This is a genomic window from Rhodanobacter sp. K2T2, from assembly GCF_013408815.1.
Lineage (GTDB): Bacteria > Pseudomonadota > Gammaproteobacteria > Xanthomonadales > Rhodanobacteraceae > Rhodanobacter.
In genome coordinates this window covers 160,415-178,070 of record NZ_JACCCA010000010.1, presented here as the reverse complement: position 1 = coordinate 178,070, position 17,656 = coordinate 160,415, and the positions used below count along the sequence as shown (strand labels likewise).

The window sequence follows — 17,656 nt, the reverse complement described above, 5'->3', positions numbered from 1 at the left end:
CCCCACAGGAGCGAGATCATGAGGTTTGTTTTATGCCGAACCATGGTCAGGCGTGTTGTCAGCCTGGCTGTGTTGCTGAGCACCTTTGCCGCGAGCACGCACGCGTTTGCGGTGTCGCCACGGCAGCTGGTGGAGATGGCGGACTTCAGCAGTCCCGTGGTGTCGCCCGACGGTTCGCGCGTGGCGTTCCGGATACAGCGGGCGTCGATCGAGCGCGATACGTACGACACCGTTTGGTACGTCCAGCCGATGGACGGATCGTCGCCGCCGCAGCGCGTGGGCGATGGCGGTGTTCCCTTGCGCGACTCGGCCGGCATCGAGCTGCCGCCTACACCCGTCTGGTCGCCTGACGGACGATGGATTTACTACCGTGCCCGCCTGAATGACCGGATAGACATCTGGCGCGCATCGGCCAACGGCGATGCCGCCGAACGCGTGACCCAGGGCGATGCAGATGTGCGGGACTTTTCGCTGAGCGTAGACGGCAAGGTGCTGCAGTACAGCGTCGGGCCGACCCGCGAGGACGTTGCGGCAGCAGAGCAGGCCGAATACGACCGTGGTATTCGCGTCGACCGGAGCACGCCACTCGGGCAGAACCTGTTCCGATCCGGCGCCACTGGGGGACGGTTGGCGACCCAGCGTCTGGGGCTGATCTTCAACCGGGTCGATCTGACGGACGCGGTGCCGGATCGATGGAAGGCGGTGGATATGGCGACCGGCGCGGTACGCGATCTCGCGCCGTCCGAAAAACCTGCTGCCGCGTCGACGGCGGCGGATCTGGCGACGCAGGTAAGCCATGTCTGGAAGCTGGATCGTGACCGCGCAAGCGGACGCCTGGCGCTGTTGACGCGCACGGCAGAAACCACCGACCACCCGCAGATCGTGCTGGCCATGTTGCCGGCCGGCAGCACTGGCCGCGTGGTGACGTGCGTGGCGCAGGCGTGCAGCGGCAAGGCGATCAGCGGTGTGCAGTGGCGTCCGGGGAGTGACGAGGTGATCTTTACCGTGTCGCCCTACAGCGACGGGTTCGCACAGTCCATCTATCGCTGGAACGTGGACACGGGTGTCGTGACGCCAGTAGCGACGTCCACTGGCATGTTTGGCGGCGAGGGCAGTTGGGGGCCCGGCGTCTGCGGCGTATCGCCGACCGCGCTGGCGTGCGTCACGGCCGAAGCCAATCGCCCGGCGCGACTGGAACGGGTCGATCTGCAGACGGGCGCGCGCGCGGTGTTGTTCGATCCCAATCAGGCACTGGCGCAGGCTATCTCCGGTATTCCCATGCAGCGGCTTCGCTGGACGGATGCGAAAGGGCAGACCTTCACCGGGCAGTTGTATTCCGCGCGCCGCACCGGCACCGCGCCGCCGCCGCTGTTCGTGACCTACTACCGATGCCTCGGCTTTATGCGCGGAGGCTCGGGCGATGAGTGGCCGTTGGCGACGATGGCAGAGCAGGGCATCTCCACGCTTTGCATCAACGCGCCCTCGTTTTCGAGCGACGCTGCCACACGCTACGAGGTGGGGCAGTCGGCGGTGGAAAGCGCGATCGATCGACTCGCCGCCGAAGGCAAGGCCGACCGGTCGAAGATAGGCATGGGTGGGCTCAGTTTCGGCAGCGAAGCGATGATGTGGATACTCATCCATTCTCACGCCATTGCGGCTGCATCGATGGCGTCGCCGACGACATCGCCGATGTATTACCTGCTGGGCAGCAATATCGGCGATCCATTCGTGTCGCTGCTTCGAAGCAACTGGCAGCTGGGCAACCCGGACGAAGCCTCGGCGCCGTGGCGACAGATTTCCCCCACCTTCAACCTGGGCAGGATCGACGCGCCGATCTTGATGCAGTTCTCGGAGCAGGAGTACATGCACGGTCTCGACTATGCCATTCCGATGATGCGGAGCAACCGCGCGGACCTTTATGTTTTCCCCCACGAGCCGCACAACAAGTTTCAGCCAAAGCACAAGCTGGCGGTGTACGAGCGCAATCTGGACTGGTTTCGATTCTGGCTGCTGGGTGTGGAAGATCCGGCGCCGGAAAAGGCGTCGCAATACGTCCACTGGCGATCGATGCGGTCGAGCCTGCACGACGCGCGCTAGAGCACTCCCTATGGCTGGTGACGGACCCAGTTTTCGACCATGCACAGATCGAACATCCTCAGAAAGGTCTGGTCGCGCGGTGGCAAAGGCCTTGCAACGAAGTCGTGGATGGCGCGTGCGTCGAGGAGGCGTTGCGACTGCAGGCGACCCGACAGCAGAAAGTCTGCGATGTGATGCTTGTTCTTTTCGTAGACGGCGCCGAGATAGCTCATATAGGTCGCCTTGCTCTGGCGGTTCATGACGTCCGGCGGTAGCACGTCGGAAAACGCCGCTCTGGCAAGCGCGCGATTTTTGCCGTCGGCTATCCACATCCAGCTGGGGGCGCGAAGGCAGGCTTCCATCACCGGCTGTGACAACAACGGGAAGCGCAGGGGGCGGCGCGCTCCACGCGACGCTTGGCCTTGAAAGAGCTGGTTGCCGGCCAGGTCGAACAGGCGCTCTCTGTCCCCGGGTAAGGCATGCTTCGGGGCCGTAAACCAGGGGTGCGCTTCCGGGCTGACGTTGGCCGTGCTTGGTGCGAGGAAGGTGGCATCGTCGTGGTAAGGCGATGTCGGAGGCCGACGCAGTTTGGCGATGGTGAGCCGGCCTGCTTTCCAGAGCGTGCATTGGTGCAGTTTGGATAAGTCTCTCGACGCAGCCCATGCCGCGCGAAACCCGCTCGCCCTGAGCGCATCCGCCGCGGGGGCCGCCGTTCGGAGGTAACAGAACACCGAGTCGCCGCCGCCTCCCGAGTGGTACGCGTCGGCGCCGTGGCGTTCGGCGGCAGACTCCATAATTTCATCGATGGCGTGCTGGAGCGCTCCCATGCCGGGGGCAATGGAATCGGGCGATGGAGTGAAATCAAAGCGCGCTCTGTCGATCTCCAGGCGCTCGGTATGGAGTTCGACATCGAGCTGTCGGGCCATCAGGTGCGCGTAATGCCGCTCGTCCACGCCGGGGACGGACGTCGTCAGATTGCAACAGATGACGCGCGCATGGCTATCGCGCAGGCAGGCCGCGACAATCGAAGAATCGAGACCGCCGGACAGTTCCAGCAGTATGGACCGGTCCGCATGCGTCCACGCGCGGACGGCGATCGAGACGGCGTGCCGGATATGGTCGGCGGCCTCGCGCCGATGGCGGTAGCGCTGATCGGGGCGGACGAAATCCCAGGGCGTCCACGCTTGGCGGGCGGCGATTTCGCTACCGCTTACGCTCAGCGAACATCCGGGCAACAACTCGACAAGATCGACGAATCCGCAGCGCTGTGTCTTGATGCCGGGATACGTCAGGCGATGGGCGATGAAATCCCAATCGATCTGTTTTCGATAGAGCCCTGCCCTGATCGCCAGGGAGATATCCGATGTCAGAAAACCGGACCCTGCCTGGATGGAATAGATGCATGGAAGATTGCCCGCGGCCGATGGGGCTCGCGTGATCGTAAAGGCTTCCGGGGCATGCGCATCGGGTTGGATGATGAGGTAAGAGCCCCAGCAGGTTTCCAGAATGTGCTTCCGGGTCTGCGCCGGATTTGCGTGTTCCGAAAACTTCGCGCTGTCACTGATGGGCATTCCGTCCTGCCCGAACAGATACCCGATGAGAACCCCGCCGCCGGGTAGTGACAGCACCGGCAGGTCGTTTGTGCCGAATAGCGTCATCGAACCGGACGCATGGCGGACGCGCATGCCCATCGTGTGCAGGGTGTCGCCGAGGTTGGGGAAGGCCACATCGAAAAGGCCTGCCGCAGGGGCAAGAACGGCAAGGTAATCGCTGTCCATCAAATCACCCGTATCGGCGTATAGGTCAATGCGTGTCCCAGCGCATCGTTCAGCACCGTCGTACCGTATTGCGCCCAGCAATGTGCCGAGAACGGATCTGCCGTCACGCCAAAGACGAGATCGGCATGAAGTTGGCGCTTGGCCAGGAACGTGATCATTGCGATGGAATCAAGCAGGCAGCAGGTATCTATCGGAACGTACGGGCGTGCGCTGCGGAAGGCGGCGGCCGTATCCATCGCTCGTGATTCGCTATCACTGGAGGTTGGCAATCCAGGCGTCAGCTTCGCTCTACGAGACGCCAGCCCGTCGAGTACTTTTTTCAGGCGGCAGGATTTCAATTGCCGCTGTGTCGAGCAAACGATGGCGGCGGTGTCCAGCACCTCACCGACACTGGCTCGCCTGGCACGGGCCGCTTCCTCCATCGCGCTGCGTTTCGGAACGTTCTTGAAGGCGGTCGGTATGTGGCCGAAGTCGTTCGATCCGTCGACAAGTATTTTTCTTTCGATCAACGTGCGGACATCGCTGTCTCGGCTGTCGACGCGATCCAGGTAGGCGATTAAGGCAGACTCCAGACGCTCTGTGAGACGAAAGTAACGATCGTTTTGAACGTCGAGGAAGATCAGGTGGCCGTCTATATTGCAGTACGACAGGTCGCCATGCAGTTTGAGCTGGGTCATTGCACCACTCCAAAAAAGGCGCGCCCTTCGGCGCGCCTTGTCGATCATGCTTCGGAGATACCATCGATGGGGACGAGGCCGAAGTTTTCGGTGATTCCGGCCATACCCTTTGTCTCGACGCTGGCGACGCCGAGCTCGATGACGTCTTCCGATGTGTCGTTGCGGATTTTCTCGTTCGTGTTCATGTCGGTCTCCTACGTTCGCGTCATGGCAGTTCCATGACGCGCGCAGCGTAGACGCCTGAAAATTTAATTTGCCAATGATTATTGCGTTGTCATCCGGTGATTAATTTCGGAGGGTGACGCAGGTCTTGTTGGGCCTGTCTGCGCAGGTTCGTCGGTCGACGCATGCTGCCATTGCGAGGGCAGCGCGGATGGATGCCTTGTCGTCAGCGTGCGATTTAGTGCAGGTAATCGATGCGGCCGCTGAGCGCGGCCACGATGGTCGGTACGAGTTGCTTGCGGCGCTCGTGGTAGTCGCGCAGGGCCGACTTCAAGCGGGGGATGTCGCGCATGCGCCAATGCCGGTCCAGCTGCGATAGTTCCTCGTCGGCGTGCTCGATCAATTCTTTTTTCGCGCGTCGTATCGGCGCCAGCCGGTCATTGGCCCGCTTTACGGCATGGTGCAGCGACCAGTGGGTTGTTGCGCGGGCGATCGCATCGAACAGCTGCCATGTCAGCTTCACCACATCGTCGTCGGCGGACACGATCTCCGGCTCGGCGATCGGCCGAAGTGTCGGCACGACCCCGATATCGCAGGCCATCAGCAACAGGCGCTCCATCCAGTCGTAGAGGTCGCGCAGCGCGACTTCGGTGAGCAGCGGCACATGCAGCCCACTGCGTGCATGATCGGCAATCAGGCCCTCGCCGACGAGTCGATACAGCGCGAGTCGAACCGGCGTGGGGCTGGTGTGGAACTCTTGCGCGAGCCTGGACGGGTCGATCCGCTGCCCCGGTGCATAGCGTCCCGATTGCAGAGCGCGTCTGACCTCCCCATACACGAAGGCACTCTTGGAGTGGATGGCATCCATAGCTGAACTCCCTGTCTGCTGATGACTGCTTCCCTGGACCGGACGGTACGAGGATCGTCCGGCAGGGGAATGGGTTTTCGTCGCATGGGGCGTCAGAAAAAAACGCTCGAGCAGGACGACGAAGTGCGAAACCCTGATACACGCAAAATGTTACGGCGAAAGGATGCACCAAAATCGGTTCAGAGTCACTTTCTCGATACGACACACGGGTGCTCTGCCTGGTTTAGGACGCAGGCTTTGCGATGCCCTCCGGTGTTGGTCTAGGCGTGCGCTCCCGATCCCTTATGATTTACATGCACCTTGAGCCGCTACACCTGTGGGATAAGTTCAGGTAGAGGATCTTTGACCCGGGTGCGCACCCAACCTTCGGAAATCCATGAGCACGCATCTTAAAATTTTCATCTGTCGCTGGTTGACCCTGTGTCTGGCACTTTCGCTAGTCACGCCTGCCATGGCTGCCGAAGCGCCAGATACACGCCTGCAACACGCGCTGGCGCAACTCGCCGACAAGGCGCAACCCGGCGTCCTGGGCATCACGGTGGTAGATCTGGATACGCATGCGCGACTCCGAATCAATGCCGATCGCGCGTATCCGATGATGAGCGTGTTCAAAGCGCCGGTCGCTGCGGCGGTGCTTGCACAGGTAGATGCGGGTCGCATTCGTTTGAGTCAGGAGGTGACGATCACCCGCGCACAAGTGGTGGATGGCACTGCCGTACCTTCCATCGGTGCGCATTTCTCGGGTGAGCAGATGCACTTCACGGTCGAGCGATTGCTGGCAGCTGCGGTGAGCGAAAGCGATAACACCGCCGTCGATGCATTGATCCGATTGCTGGGCGCCCCGCAAGTGGTCACGGCGTTCTTGCGCAAGCACGGCATCGAGGGTATGCGCGTGGACCTTGGCGAGGGCGGCATCAGCCGTATCTTCGAAGAGACGGCCAATGGGCAAACCATCCCGACCAACGAAACCGATGAAGCGGCGCTGGCACGACGGCGGCGCGGTTATCGCGCGTATTTGAATGACCCTCGCGATCGGACGACGCCTGACGCGGCAGTGGACTTTCTCGACAAGCTTTGGACGGGTCGACTGATTTCGGCGGATTCGAGCAAGCGGCTGCTCGATCTGATGTACGGACAGACGAAGCCGGTTCGTTTGCGCGCCGGCCTGCCCGCCGACGTGCGCTTTGCCGACAAGTGCGGCACGTCCTATTCGCTGGACGGCGAAACCGCCGCTTACAACGATATCGGCATCCTCACCTGGCCCAACGGCCACACCGTCATCGTGGCGGCCTTTCTCACGGGGTCGAAGGCCGACAAAAACACGCGGGACGCGCTGTTTGCCGAGATCGGCAAGGATGTGAGCGACATGTCCGGGCGTCCGTAAACATAGGGGCCGAAACATTTTTTGGATGGTGGGTGAAGGCCTGTGCCGACGGCCCCCTTTCTCTTAGTCCGCGCGTGGATTGCCTGTCCTTGAACGGGAAAGGGAGCCGAAGCGGCTCCCTTTCAAACAACAGAATCAGACTGACTCGCTTAAACGGTCAGCGGCATCACGGGTCGACGCCGAAGTCGTACAACCCGCCACTGAAGAGGCCGTATTCGCCCGGCTTCAGATCGTTGCTCGGCGTCAGTTTCCACTGGTTGCCGTTGCCCATCGAGACGACGTCGTAGGCGACCTGGTTGTCCTTGTCCGGCGCGCCCACGTTCTTCATGCCGCCCCAGAAGCGGGCGTTGCCCAGCTTCAGCGAACGATCCTGATCTCCCTTGTCCACGTCGAGCGACACGATGTAGATGCTGCCCTTCGGCTGAACCGTGGAGTTGACGATGAATGACGGTCGCGGGTCGTGCGTGCGCACGGCGGCTGCCATACCTGGGTAGTTCTCATGCATCAGCACGGTGACCACGGCATTCGTCGTGCTCATGGTCCCGGAGATGCTGCGCAGGTGCACACTGCCGCCGTCCTTAGTCACCAGCGTGACATCGGGGCCGCCCGGATAACCGGCCGGGCCGGATGCAGAGGCCATAGCGGAACCCGAAGTCGAAGCGGCCCCACCACCGTCGGCACGCTTGAGCATGGCGGAAATGACGTCCTGCGAAACACCGGCGTTCTTCAGCTTGACCAGATCATCGACATCCAGCTTGAAATTGACCGTCGATGCCCCGTTGATTTTTTCCTTGATGATCTCCGAGCCGAAACCCAGCTTGGCCAGCTTGACGACATCCGCATTGGTCATCGCCGCACTGCTCGACGACTGTGCGTAAGCCGTGGAGGGCGTAAGCAGTTGGACCGATGCCATACCCAGCGCGAGCAGCAATCCGGCCATGGCTATCCTTGCGTAACGTGACTTCATCGAGCATCTCTCCTTGGTTGCAATGGGGCAATCCGTTTGACTGCCCTCGAGTTTCCGCATTGTATGGCAGCCTTGCTTCTCGGCGCGATGGCCACCCAAAAAGGACCGTCGGCGTGGGATGACTTCACCCACCCGCAGAACTACTGGCGGCCGGTGCACTGGCGGGAACGCTGGTGCGCTGCGCAGCGTGGGTCGTGGCTTTCTTGGGCGACTTTCTGCGCGGACCTTGGGCGGCGATCAGCGCCGCTTTGTCCTGTTTCCTCTTGGCCTTGGCAGCCACCTTGGCGGCCTTGGCGGCCTTTTTGGCAGCCTGCTGTTTGGCTTTGGCTGCTTGCTTGGCTGCCTTCTGGGAAGCCTTGTCAGCGTTCCTGGTGGCTTTGTCGGTGGCTTTGGGCGTTGCACTCGGCGGCGCCGCTGCCGGTGCGGTGGCAGGAGCTGGAGCGGGATGAACTCCCTGAGCCTGCGCCAGCACCGCGCCGGAGAGAGTCACGCCAGCCGCGAGCAGCACGGCGATTACACGTTTGCGTATCATGATGATGAGGCCTCGAGTTTTGAGTTGCCGCGGCTCCGGCATGCTTTGCACGCACGAGCGATAGGGCGCATCGACAATGCATGGATATCGGCATACCGACGCTGAATAGTCAGGGGAAATGGCGTAAGGCACCGTTTCAGTTCGGGCTAAGCACCGGGCTAAGCGGGTCAGGGCACGTTCCTGTTGTGTACTTTGATCTGTATCAATCGGCTCCGACGTGCGTGGTCGCTGGCATCGCGCCTAACGTCTCAGGAAAGCACCGGCATCGGTCCCATGTATTTGTCCATGCCAAAAGCGACGGCGTCGTGCCAGCCGATCGTCCCCGATGCGGACGGACTGATCCATCTGGAGATGCGCCTGGCCAACACCGATGGCATTCGTCAAATCGGCGGCGTTGTCGCGAAAGCAGACGCGGCGAGTGCGCCTTGACGGTAGGCGAAGGCGGCGTTGCGACTACGCAACACCGCCGCGCGATGCCGCCACCAGATAGGCCCGGCACATCAGTGGAACCTGCGTGCGCAGCATCGTCAGCGCCGCCGGCGATGCATCGTTTTCCAGGCCGGCTCGCACGGTGCCCACCAGCAGGGTGCGCATGGCGAACGTGACGGTGGCGATGTCGTCGAAGCCGGCGTCCGGCGCACTGGCCAGCAGACGCGCGATGGCCCGGTCGGTCCGGTCCAGCACATCGCTGATCAGGTTTGCCGTGTCCAGATCCGCAGCGACCGTGTACAGCGCGAGTGAGCCGGGCAGATAGCGCAGCTTCGCATCGAGGTAGGCGCCGACCAGGCCGTCCGACATGTCGCACAGGCGCGCACCCTGGTAGCGTGCGCAGGCCTCTTCGATGGCGACGACGACCTCGTCCAGGTACTGATCCAGTACGGCATACAACAGCGCCTGCTTGTGCGGAAAGTACTGATACATCGTGCCCACGGATACGCCGGCACGTTGCGCCACGCGTGTCGTGGTGAGTCGGGCGATACCGTCGGACAGAAGAACCTGAATAGTCGCCTCGTGAATTGCCGTCACGGTCGCGGTCGAGCGCGCCTGACGCGGCGATTTGCGGGGCTTGAGCGCGTCGGTGGGTATGACTGGCATATGCGAATGTAAAAGCCGAAGGATAGTTCGCATATCACAGTACAGCACCACACCCCCACTCACCATCCGAAGGAAACGCCATGAACGCAGCAGATCGCCGTATCGCCCTGATCACCGGCGCCAACAAGGGCATCGGCCTGGAAGTCGCGCGACAGCTCGGCAAGGCCGGCCACCACATACTGCTCGGCGCCCGCGACGAAGCGCGCGGCCGCGCGGCCGAGAAAGCCCTGCGGGACGAAGGCATCGCCGTACGCTTTGTCGCCATCGATCTTGCCGATAGCGCATCGCTCGCCGCCGCCGCGGCCGATATCGAGGCTCACGAGGGCCGCATCGATATCTTGGTCAACAACGCCGGCATCGCGGTACAGGGCGACGGACTGCCCGGCACTACCGACCTCGACGTCGTACGCCGTACATTCGAAACCAATTTTTTCGGCAACGTCGCCGTGACCCAGGCGCTGTTGCCACTGGTGAAAAAATCCCGCGCGGGCCGCATCGTCAACGTCTCGAGCGGCCTCGGCTCGATCGCGCTCAACGCCGACCCGAACTGGGATTATGCGGCGGTCAAACTGATCGGCTACAACGGCTCGAAGGCCGCGCTGAACATGTTCACCGTGCTGCTCGCCGCGGAGCTCAAGGACAGCGGCATCAAGGTCAACGCGGTCAATCCGGGCTACACCGCCACCGACCTCAACGGCAACAGCGGCCACCAGTCGATCGAGGAAGGCGCCGCCGAAACGGTTCGCATGGCCCAGATTCCCGACGATGGCCCGACTGGCGGGTTCACTAGCACGGAGGGCGTTGAACCCTGGTAATCGACGCTCGGGCACCGCGAGACGACCTCGTCAGAGTGCACGTTTCACAGTAGCGACGGCGGAAAGAAAAAAGCGCAGGATGCGCTTTTTTTCTGCAATGGACTTACCCGTGACGGTGAGATTCGGTGCGGCATGGAAAGTCTTTGCACAGGCTTTATTCCTGTGGCTGTCCATATCGAGCGTTCGCTGCTGATCGAACGCTTACGGCCGTGCTTTTTTCGCCGACGCTGCATCGGCGCGCTCCTTCGCCAGCTGTGCCTCAAAATTTTCGCGCGAGGCGTTGGCGTAGGTGCGGCACAGCGTGGGGTCGATCAGCGCGTTTGCGTCGCCTTGGTCTCGCTTCGCCACGCGCGCCCAGAAATCCACCATCTCCGGATGCGGCGCGAGCGCGATGTCGCACGGCAGCGCGGCGATCATCGCAAAGCTGGCGCGAAAATCCTTGACGGCATCGGGATACTTCGCGTTGCCGATCAGTGTGAAATCCGGTGCCGATAGGCTGCCGACATCGACCATACGCAGGCAGCGTACGCCCTCGCAGGATGTCCACGTCCAGGTCGTATTGCCTTTGGTATGCCCTGGCGTGGCGTGAGCCGTCAGCACCAGATCGCCCAGATGCAGACGCTCACCGTCGGTCACCTTGCGCGTCACGTGCACCGGTGGAAACACGAATCGATCCCCGTATTCCGGGTCGTCGTGCCCGCCCCGCGCCAGCAGCGCGCTATCGGCGGCACCCGCGACCACCTGCGCACCCGTGTCGCGCGCGAGCTGCGCGATGCCGCCGGCATGATCGCAATGCGCATGCGAGTTGAGTATCCATCGGATATCGTGCAGCTCGATGCCCAGCGCTCGGATATTCGCTTCGATCAGTGTCGCGTCCTGCGGCACGCCGCCATCGATCAGAACGTCACCCGTCGGGGCGGTGATGAGGAATACGCCAAGACCGCGTGGCCCGATAAACCAGGTATTGCCATAGATGCGAAACGGCGTCTGCGCCGCCGTCCAGCTCGGATCGTTCGCGCATGAGCGCTCGCTCGCGGTGCTCGCTTTCTCTACCGAGGGCGTCTTCGCATGCGCACTCTGCGCGATCAAAGCGGTAATCAGAATCGCTGCCAGCCCTGTACGCATGTTCGACTCCGTTTTCATGGAAGCTTGCAGCATCCCTGGCTCTGGTGAATCGCCTGGGGCGCAACGCTGGCATTTTGCGGGCGACGAGTCGCTGCGATGGCCCATCGATACGTTCAGCCGCGTACGCCGATTCCCAGCGCCTGCTCGTCATCCTGCGTCGGCGCGCCGACATGTTCCCGTGCGTAATGCGTCGGCGCCTTGCCGACGTGGCGAGTGAAGGCGACGCTGAAGGTGCTGGCGGAGCTGTAGCCGATGCGTTCGGCGATGGCGGCGACGCCGGTCTCGTTCTGTCGCAGCAGATGTTTGGCGAGGGCCATGCGCCAGGCGAGCAGGTAGGCCATCGGGGCGACGCCGACGGTGCGGTTGAAGCGCTCGAAGAACGCCGAGCGCGATAGCGCAGCTTCGCTGGCCAGCTGCGCCACCGTCCAGCTGCGATCGGGCTGCGCGTGCATGGCGCGGATGGCCAGGGCGAGGCGATCGTCGGCCAGGCCGCGCACCAGGCCGGACGAGGCCGCGGTGTCGGCGTTCGAGCGCAGCGCTTCGATCAGCAGCACCTCGAGCAGGCGTGCCAGCACCACGTCGCGCGCGGGCCGCTGCTCGCGCGACTCTTCGCCGACGAGCGTCATCAGCGTCGCCAGACGCGGCTCGCCGCGGATATGCACCAGCCGGGGCAGCAGCGCCACGAGCAGATCGGCATCCGGTGACTCGAAGCTGCAGTGGCCCACCAGCATGCGTAAATCGGCCGGACCGTCCTGGTTGCCGATGCGAAAGACACCGTGGCCCTGCGCCACGGGCAGGCTGTTGAGCCCGGCCGGCGGCGTTTCCAGGCTGGACATGGCGACGCCCCAGGCGGCAGGCAGCAGCAGAAAGTCGCCCGACTGCAGCGTCAGCGCGGGCCGTCCGTCGACCTCGACTCGGCAGGCGCCTTCAAGCACCACGAAGTACCACGGCTGGCCCGCATCCGCATGGCGGATATGCCAGGTGCCAGCGCCCACCACCACTTTGGAGTACTGCGCACCGGGCTGCAGCAGCGAGACCACCTCGGCGAGGGGATCGATCATGTCCGGACTCCTGACGATGAAACATGGACTGATGATTGTAGTGAGTACGGTGTTAGCGGCCTATCGTGACGTTCCCCCATGCATCACCCCAGGAGTTTCTCCATGAACACGGTCCTTATAACCGGCTGCTCGTCCGGCTTCGGCGTCGAGATTGCCCGCTATTTCCTCGACCGCGACTGGCAGGTCATCGCCACCATGCGCACGCCGCGCGACGACGTGCTGCCCCGCTCAGAACGCCTGCGCGTGCTGCCTCTTGACATCACCGATGCGCAGAGCATTCAGCAGCTCGTCGAGGTGGCAGGACCGATCGATGTGCTGGTCAACAACGCCGGCTTTGGTGCGGGCTCGCCGGTCGAACTCACGCCGATGGCCACCGCGCGCGAGCTGTTCGAGACCAACACCTTCGGCACGCTGGCGATGACGCAGGCCTTTCTTCCGCAGTTCCGTCAGCGCGGCGCTGGCGTGATCGTCAATGTAACGTCCAGCGTGACGCTCAAGGCGCTGCCACTGGTAGGCATTTACAGCGCCAGCAAGGCAGCCGTGAACGCCTTCACTGCATCGCTGGCGGCGGAGGTCGAGCCGTTCGGCGTGCGCGTGCGGCTGGTGCTGCCGGGACGAGCGCCCGAAACCCGCTTCGGCGACAACGCCAGCACCCGCCTGCACGGCATGGACCACGAGGCCTACGCGGATTTGGCAGCCAGCGTTCTCGCCCGCATGCGCGACGAATCTGGCCCGGTCACGTACTCGTCCGACGTGGCCGAAGCCGTGTGGCGCGCCGCGACCGACCCATCGACGCCACTGCGCATTCCCGCAGGCGAGGATGCCGTGGCCTGGGCCAACGGCGGCTGAGGTGACGGACGGCTACATGCCGATGGACGGCGCGGCCTGCTGTGGCGACGACTGTTGCACGACTGGCTGGGTCGGTGCTTTGTCGGCCGTCTGCAGCGCCTGACTGCTTTGCGCCACCGGCGTGTGGACGGCTTGCGCCGTCTGCACCTGCGCGTAGTGCTTGTGCGCATCGTTCTGCACGGCGTAGGCGCGCGAGCCGTCCTCGTTGAGCACGACCTGATCGATTCGCGTCACGCCTTCGCGTTTCGCCGCCACGGTGAGCGCGGCGGCAAGGTTGTCGCTGTGCTGGTCGGGCTTTCGTCCCATGCGCGCATCGAGTTCGTATACGGCCTTTTGCGCCTGCACGTACAGCGCATGGTCGGGATGCGAGGTCTCTTCGAGGCTGGTCGTTTTGCCGGACTTCGCCTGCTGGTGGATGGCGGCGAGCGTCTTGGGTCCGGCGACGCCATCGACGGTGAGATGGTGATCGCGCTGAAACGCTTCCAGTGCCGCTTTCGTGCCGGGCCCGAAATCGCCATCGGCTTTCAGCGCATGCCCCTTGGTGTCGGTGTAGCCGAGCGCGGCGAGTTCGCTCTGCAGCGTGCCGACGGCCTTGCCGTGACTTCCCGAGTGCAGTGCGCCGCTATCGTGGTGTGCGCGTGTGGGTGCCGACTGACCGATGGCTTTCAAGGCGGCCTGGATATCCGGATCGGTTTTTTCGCTGGACGGATCGTAGGTCGCGCTGCTCACTTTGCGGTTGGCCCGATCCAGCGCCTCCTTGTTCCCCGGTTGCCCATAGGCGTTGTCGTAGGCCTCGGCGATGGTGGCCGCCTTGGGGCCGTCGTAGAACCGCACGGCGGAGCGCAGGGCGTCGGCATGCTTGAGCACGTCGTCGTAGTTGCCGCCGTCTTTGAGGACTTTTTCGAAGCCGGCGATCTTGCCGGGTATCTGGTTTTCCGTTTTGGCCAGGATGCAGATCGTCTCGAAGCGCCGATCCTCCGGGATGTTCTTGCCGTACTTGTCGACGATGGCGGTGGCGTCCGCGGTGATGCTCTTGATCTGCGGATAATCGACGTTTTGATGGATCCACTGCTTGCCGTCGCTGGACGACGCCCATTGGTTGATGCTGTCGCGCGTGTGGGTGTCGATGAAGTGGATCGACGAATGTTGCCCCTGACCGTCGCCGTGCGAGAGCAGATCCTTGCGCAGTGCGGTCAGATCGCCGGTGTAGGGCAAGTTGTGCGTTTTTGCATAGGCCGAGCTCTGTTCGATGATGGCATCGACATAGGTTTTCTCGCCCGGCTTCAACGGGCGGTCGCTGGCTGAGCCCAGCGGCCGCAGTCCCTGCTGGCCGAGGTCGACTTGAATCGTGCCTATGCTGTAACCGCTGTTGGATGCCACAGCGCTCACGTCGCCCCAGTCGGCGTTTCGAACGCCGGCAACGGACAATCGATAGGAGTCCGAGGGGCCGCCCTCCGTGCCTCGGCCGACCACGAAATACACCGCGCCGGCGGTGGAATCGATATTGCGGGTGTCGATGCGATCCGTCATGGCATGCCTCCAGGCAGCGTAATTGGGTCAGAGCTGGGCCAGCGTAAGGTAACTATCCAGTGCATTGGCTCGGGCGCAGAGTCGGGCCAGCTTGTTTTCCAGCTGCTGCGCGTTCTCTGCCTGCGAGTCGCCGTAAAGTTTGGACTCGAACGCTTCATCCTTGGCGGTGGACTGCACCCAGGTACGTTCGGCGTCGATCAGTGCCGCTTTGGCGTCCGGTTTCAGGGCGCCGAGCAGGGCCTTGTACGTTTTGTTGAGGCGAGCATCCTGCACCTTCATTTCGCTGCTCATGCACGCGTCGCTGGCGAGCGCATTGTCGCCGGCCGACGTCTGGCAGGAAATATAGGCGGGCGACATGCCCTTGAGATGCGTGAGGCCGGGATCGTCGTTGCCGGACGGCGCGGCGGCAAACGCGGCAAGCGGCCCGCAGCCCATCAATAAAGTCAGAGCCAGAGCGAAAGGTTTCCTTGAGGACATGGTGTTTCTCCCGGGTTGCGCCGATGCACAGCATAAAACGCCATGGATGAAATTGGCATGTCAACGGTTTCAGACGACGACAAACGCTGGTCTGACGCGGTGTTACCCCGGCCGCAGGCCATGCCGAAAAGCGCGCATGACGGGTACACGAAACGCTCGATGCCGGTTTGTCTGCAGCTTCACGCTGGCGGGCTTATCTCGCTGGGCGGCTAAAGATGATCGGCAAAGAACGCTTGCGCGGTGGCGATCGCCATCGCGTGAGTGGTCGACTGGGGTACGTGAAACTGCTTGCAGAGCGGCTCGTGCTCCACGCCCAGCGCGGTGCAGTCGGCCAGAAAATCGTAGTGGCCCACGCCAGGCAGCACTTTCAGGGTGGCGTGCGGCAGCAACGTTGCGGCCAGCCTGCCATTGCTGGCCGGCGGCGCCACCGGATCGGCATCGCCGAGCAGAATGCCGATCGGTGTGTCCAGCGCATGCAGGCTGGACGGGGCGATCGCTTCGATGGCGCCGGGCGCCATGACGAACACGGCACGAACGCCGGGTATCGCATAGTCGTCGCCAGCATGCTTTGCCAGCGCCGCCAGCGGTGGCGTCTTCAGCGCGAGCTCGCGCGCCGCCATGGTTTGATCGGGCGCCTCGGCCTGCGGCATGCATGTCGCGTCGGTGGCGTGCGAGCGGCAGAACTGGACGATGTGGTCGAGGTCGACCCGTGCGCCCGCGCTCACCAAGGCGGTGAAGCCACCCAGCGAAAAGCCGGCCACGCCGAGTCGCTGTGTATCCAGATGCGGTTTGATCTGCTTGTCGGCGATGACGGTATCGAGCGCCATGCGCAGATCGACCGCGCGCTCCCATATCAGCACGCTGCCGGCGATGGTCATCGAGTCGCGACCGTTATTGCCTGGATGATCCACCGCGATGACGACGTTGCCGGCGCGCGCCAGCGCCGTACCGAACCAGGCCATCATCCGCGCGCTGCCGCCGAAGCCGTGCGAGAGCAGGATCACCGGGTGCCGGCCCGACGCAAACGGCGCGTCGGCAGCGGCACTGCCGGCGTCGAACAGGGGTTGATCCGGTGGGCCGATCGGCAGCGGTGTTTCGCGCACGCCGTCGACGGCGGGATACCACGCGGTAATGCGCAGCGCTTCGCTGTGCTGCGCATCGCGAAGCGCGGCGCTTGGTAGGTGTGCCACACGATGGATTTCGCCGACGGCGCTCGCGCGTGCCGTGGTGCAAACGCCTAGCCACGCGGCAGCCAAGGCGATCAAAAGGGTACGGGCGGTCATGCGGTCCTCGTCGATGCTGATGGGTTCATGCTTGCAGGGGCAGCCAGATCTCGACATCGCCGATGCCGGTGGCATCGTCGAAGTCCGCGCTGTATTTCTCGAAATCGGGCGCGTCGGCGGCGCGAAGGCCCGAGCGCGGCAGCCAGTCGCCGACGAAGGCTTGCCAGGTACGGCGGATGTCGGAAATATGGCCGCGATGCGTGGCCACGACATACTCGCGCGCCGGTAGTCGCAAGGTGCTCAACGCGGGGTCGAGACCGCTAAAGCTCGGTACGTCGACACCGGCGATGTATTCGAAGCTGCCCTCGTCGTCGCTGTTGCAGAAAACGCCGAACGCGATGCCTTTCGTCGGCAGCGTCGCCGCGTGGTGCAGCGACAGCCTTTGCCACTGCGCCGGAATGCCCTGCGTAGTATCCGAGGTGTAGCGGCAGCCCAGGCCGGCGATCAGGCGAATGCCGTCGCGCGCCAGCCGCGGCCGATCCAGCACGACGTTCGGGCCGTCCGTGCTGCGCCAGGGTTCGACCAGCGCAAGCTCGGCTACCGAACCGCGCTCGCGCACGCTCGCCGGACTCAGGCCGAACTGCTCGCCGAAGGCTCGCGTGAACGCTTCATGCGAGCCGTAGCCGCTGGTGAGCGCTACCTCCAAAATATCAGGCGCACCACCGGCCAGCCTGTGCGCGGCCTCGCTCAGCCGGCGCGCGCGCAGGTAGCGCATCACCGAGCAGCCGGTCATCGTCTGAAACAGCCGCGCCAAATGAAACGGCGAGACGCCGGCTACGTCGGCGATAACGCCAAGCGAAAGATCCTCGCTGTAATGGCTTTCGATAAACCAGAGCGCTTTTTCGGCAGCCGCCATCTCAGACCCGGTGGTGGAATCGACCGGTGCAGATTAATGGCAGGCGAGGGCGGCGCGTTTGATCGTTCTTGCGCCTGGAGAAAAGGCGTCGAGAATGATTTGTAAGGGTTGCTCCCGGTCG

18 protein-coding genes are annotated in these 17,656 nt (G+C 63.4%); 5 read left to right on the top strand and 13 right to left on the bottom strand.

Annotated features, from left to right (window positions below; translation table 11 throughout):
* The first annotated feature begins 18 nt into the window (after positions 1-18).
* Positions 19-2,097, top strand: coding sequence for an Atxe2 family lasso peptide isopeptidase (locus HDE78_RS16405; RefSeq protein ID WP_179481431.1), 2,079 nt, complete (start codon positions 19-21; stop codon positions 2,095-2,097).
* 8 nt (positions 2,098-2,105) lie between these two features.
* On the opposite strand, the gene HDE78_RS16400 is transcribed toward HDE78_RS16405, so the two are convergent.
* The 4 genes from HDE78_RS16400 to HDE78_RS16385 form a co-directional block, all read right to left on the bottom strand.
* Positions 2,106-3,854, bottom strand: coding sequence for an asparagine synthase C-terminal domain-containing protein (locus tag HDE78_RS16400; RefSeq protein ID WP_179481429.1), 1,749 nt, complete (start codon positions 3,852-3,854; stop codon positions 2,106-2,108).
* Positions 3,854-4,531: a lasso peptide biosynthesis B2 protein gene (locus HDE78_RS16395; RefSeq protein ID WP_179481427.1), complete on the bottom strand. Its 678-nt coding sequence runs from the start codon at positions 4,529-4,531 to the stop codon at positions 3,854-3,856. Before HDE78_RS16395 ends, HDE78_RS16400 begins: the two co-directional genes overlap by 1 nt.
* 44 nt (positions 4,532-4,575) lie before the next feature.
* Complete coding sequence (locus HDE78_RS16390) at positions 4,576-4,716, bottom strand: benenodin family lasso peptide (protein ID WP_179481425.1); 141 nt, start codon at positions 4,714-4,716, stop codon at positions 4,576-4,578.
* Positions 4,717-4,931: 215 nt separating this feature from the next.
* Complete coding sequence (locus tag HDE78_RS16385; protein WP_179481423.1) at positions 4,932-5,561, bottom strand: GntR family transcriptional regulator; 630 nt, start codon at positions 5,559-5,561, stop codon at positions 4,932-4,934.
* 376 nt (positions 5,562-5,937) lie between these two features.
* Between HDE78_RS16385 and bla (HDE78_RS16380) the strand changes: the two genes are divergently transcribed.
* The gene (gene bla / locus HDE78_RS16380) at positions 5,938-6,945 is read left to right on the top strand and encodes a class A beta-lactamase (protein ID WP_179481421.1); all 1,008 of its coding nucleotides are present in this window, start codon (positions 5,938-5,940) and stop codon (positions 6,943-6,945) included.
* 166 nt (positions 6,946-7,111) lie between these two features.
* On the opposite strand, the gene HDE78_RS16375 is transcribed toward bla (HDE78_RS16380), so the two are convergent.
* Together HDE78_RS16375 and HDE78_RS16370 are read right to left on the bottom strand one after the other, a co-directional pair.
* A complete protein-coding gene (locus HDE78_RS16375) occupies positions 7,112-7,912 on the bottom strand; it encodes a hypothetical protein (RefSeq protein ID WP_179481420.1) in 801 nt (266 codons plus the stop codon).
* A gap of 124 nt (positions 7,913-8,036) precedes the next feature.
* A complete protein-coding gene (locus HDE78_RS16370; RefSeq protein WP_179481418.1) occupies positions 8,037-8,444 on the bottom strand; it encodes an acid-shock protein in 408 nt (135 codons plus the stop codon).
* Positions 8,445-8,729: 285 nt separating this feature from the next.
* On the opposite strand from HDE78_RS16370, the gene HDE78_RS16365 reads away from it, so the two are divergent.
* On the top strand, positions 8,730-8,873 hold the full coding sequence (locus HDE78_RS16365) for a hypothetical protein (RefSeq protein ID WP_179481416.1): 144 nt from the start codon (positions 8,730-8,732) through the stop codon (positions 8,871-8,873).
* A 24-nt stretch (positions 8,874-8,897) separates the two neighbouring features.
* On the opposite strand, the gene HDE78_RS16360 is transcribed toward HDE78_RS16365, so the two are convergent.
* Positions 8,898-9,539 (bottom strand): TetR/AcrR family transcriptional regulator, encoded by a 642-nt coding sequence (locus tag HDE78_RS16360; RefSeq protein WP_179481415.1) that lies wholly within the window; start codon positions 9,537-9,539, stop codon positions 8,898-8,900.
* Between the two features lie 80 nt (positions 9,540-9,619).
* On the opposite strand from HDE78_RS16360, the gene HDE78_RS16355 reads away from it, so the two are divergent.
* Entirely contained in the window at positions 9,620-10,354 is a 735-nt protein-coding gene (locus tag HDE78_RS16355; RefSeq protein WP_179481413.1) for an SDR family oxidoreductase, read from the top strand.
* A 201-nt stretch (positions 10,355-10,555) separates the two neighbouring features.
* Here HDE78_RS16355 and bla (HDE78_RS16350) read toward each other — a convergent pair whose 3' ends face one another.
* Together bla (HDE78_RS16350) and HDE78_RS16345 are read right to left on the bottom strand one after the other, a co-directional pair.
* Positions 10,556-11,479 (bottom strand): subclass B3 metallo-beta-lactamase, encoded by a 924-nt coding sequence (gene bla, locus HDE78_RS16350; RefSeq protein WP_179481411.1) that lies wholly within the window; start codon positions 11,477-11,479, stop codon positions 10,556-10,558.
* Positions 11,480-11,592: 113 nt separating this feature from the next.
* Positions 11,593-12,540 (bottom strand): AraC family transcriptional regulator, encoded by a 948-nt coding sequence (locus tag HDE78_RS16345; protein WP_179481409.1) that lies wholly within the window; start codon positions 12,538-12,540, stop codon positions 11,593-11,595.
* 102 nt (positions 12,541-12,642) lie between these two features.
* On the opposite strand from HDE78_RS16345, the gene HDE78_RS16340 reads away from it, so the two are divergent.
* Entirely contained in the window at positions 12,643-13,389 is a 747-nt protein-coding gene (locus tag HDE78_RS16340; protein ID WP_179481407.1) for an SDR family oxidoreductase, read from the top strand.
* A gap of 12 nt (positions 13,390-13,401) precedes the next feature.
* Here HDE78_RS16340 and HDE78_RS16335 read toward each other — a convergent pair whose 3' ends face one another.
* From HDE78_RS16335 to HDE78_RS16320, 4 genes are all read right to left on the bottom strand, one after another.
* Positions 13,402-14,919, bottom strand: a complete 1,518-nt coding sequence (locus HDE78_RS16335) for a peptidoglycan-binding domain-containing protein (RefSeq protein ID WP_179481405.1) — start codon at positions 14,917-14,919, stop codon at positions 13,402-13,404.
* 27 nt (positions 14,920-14,946) lie between these two features.
* Positions 14,947-15,396, bottom strand: a complete 450-nt coding sequence (locus HDE78_RS16330; protein WP_179481403.1) for a lysozyme inhibitor LprI family protein — start codon at positions 15,394-15,396, stop codon at positions 14,947-14,949.
* A 209-nt stretch (positions 15,397-15,605) separates the two neighbouring features.
* Positions 15,606-16,679 carry an alpha/beta fold hydrolase gene (locus tag HDE78_RS16325; RefSeq protein ID WP_255457864.1) on the bottom strand — a complete coding sequence of 358 codons (1,074 nt, stop codon included), beginning with the start codon at positions 16,677-16,679 and terminating at the stop codon, positions 15,606-15,608.
* Positions 16,680-16,704: 25 nt separating this feature from the next.
* Positions 16,705-17,535, bottom strand: a complete 831-nt coding sequence (locus HDE78_RS16320; RefSeq protein ID WP_179481399.1) for an AraC family transcriptional regulator — start codon at positions 17,533-17,535, stop codon at positions 16,705-16,707.
* Positions 17,536-17,656 lie beyond the last annotated feature (121 nt).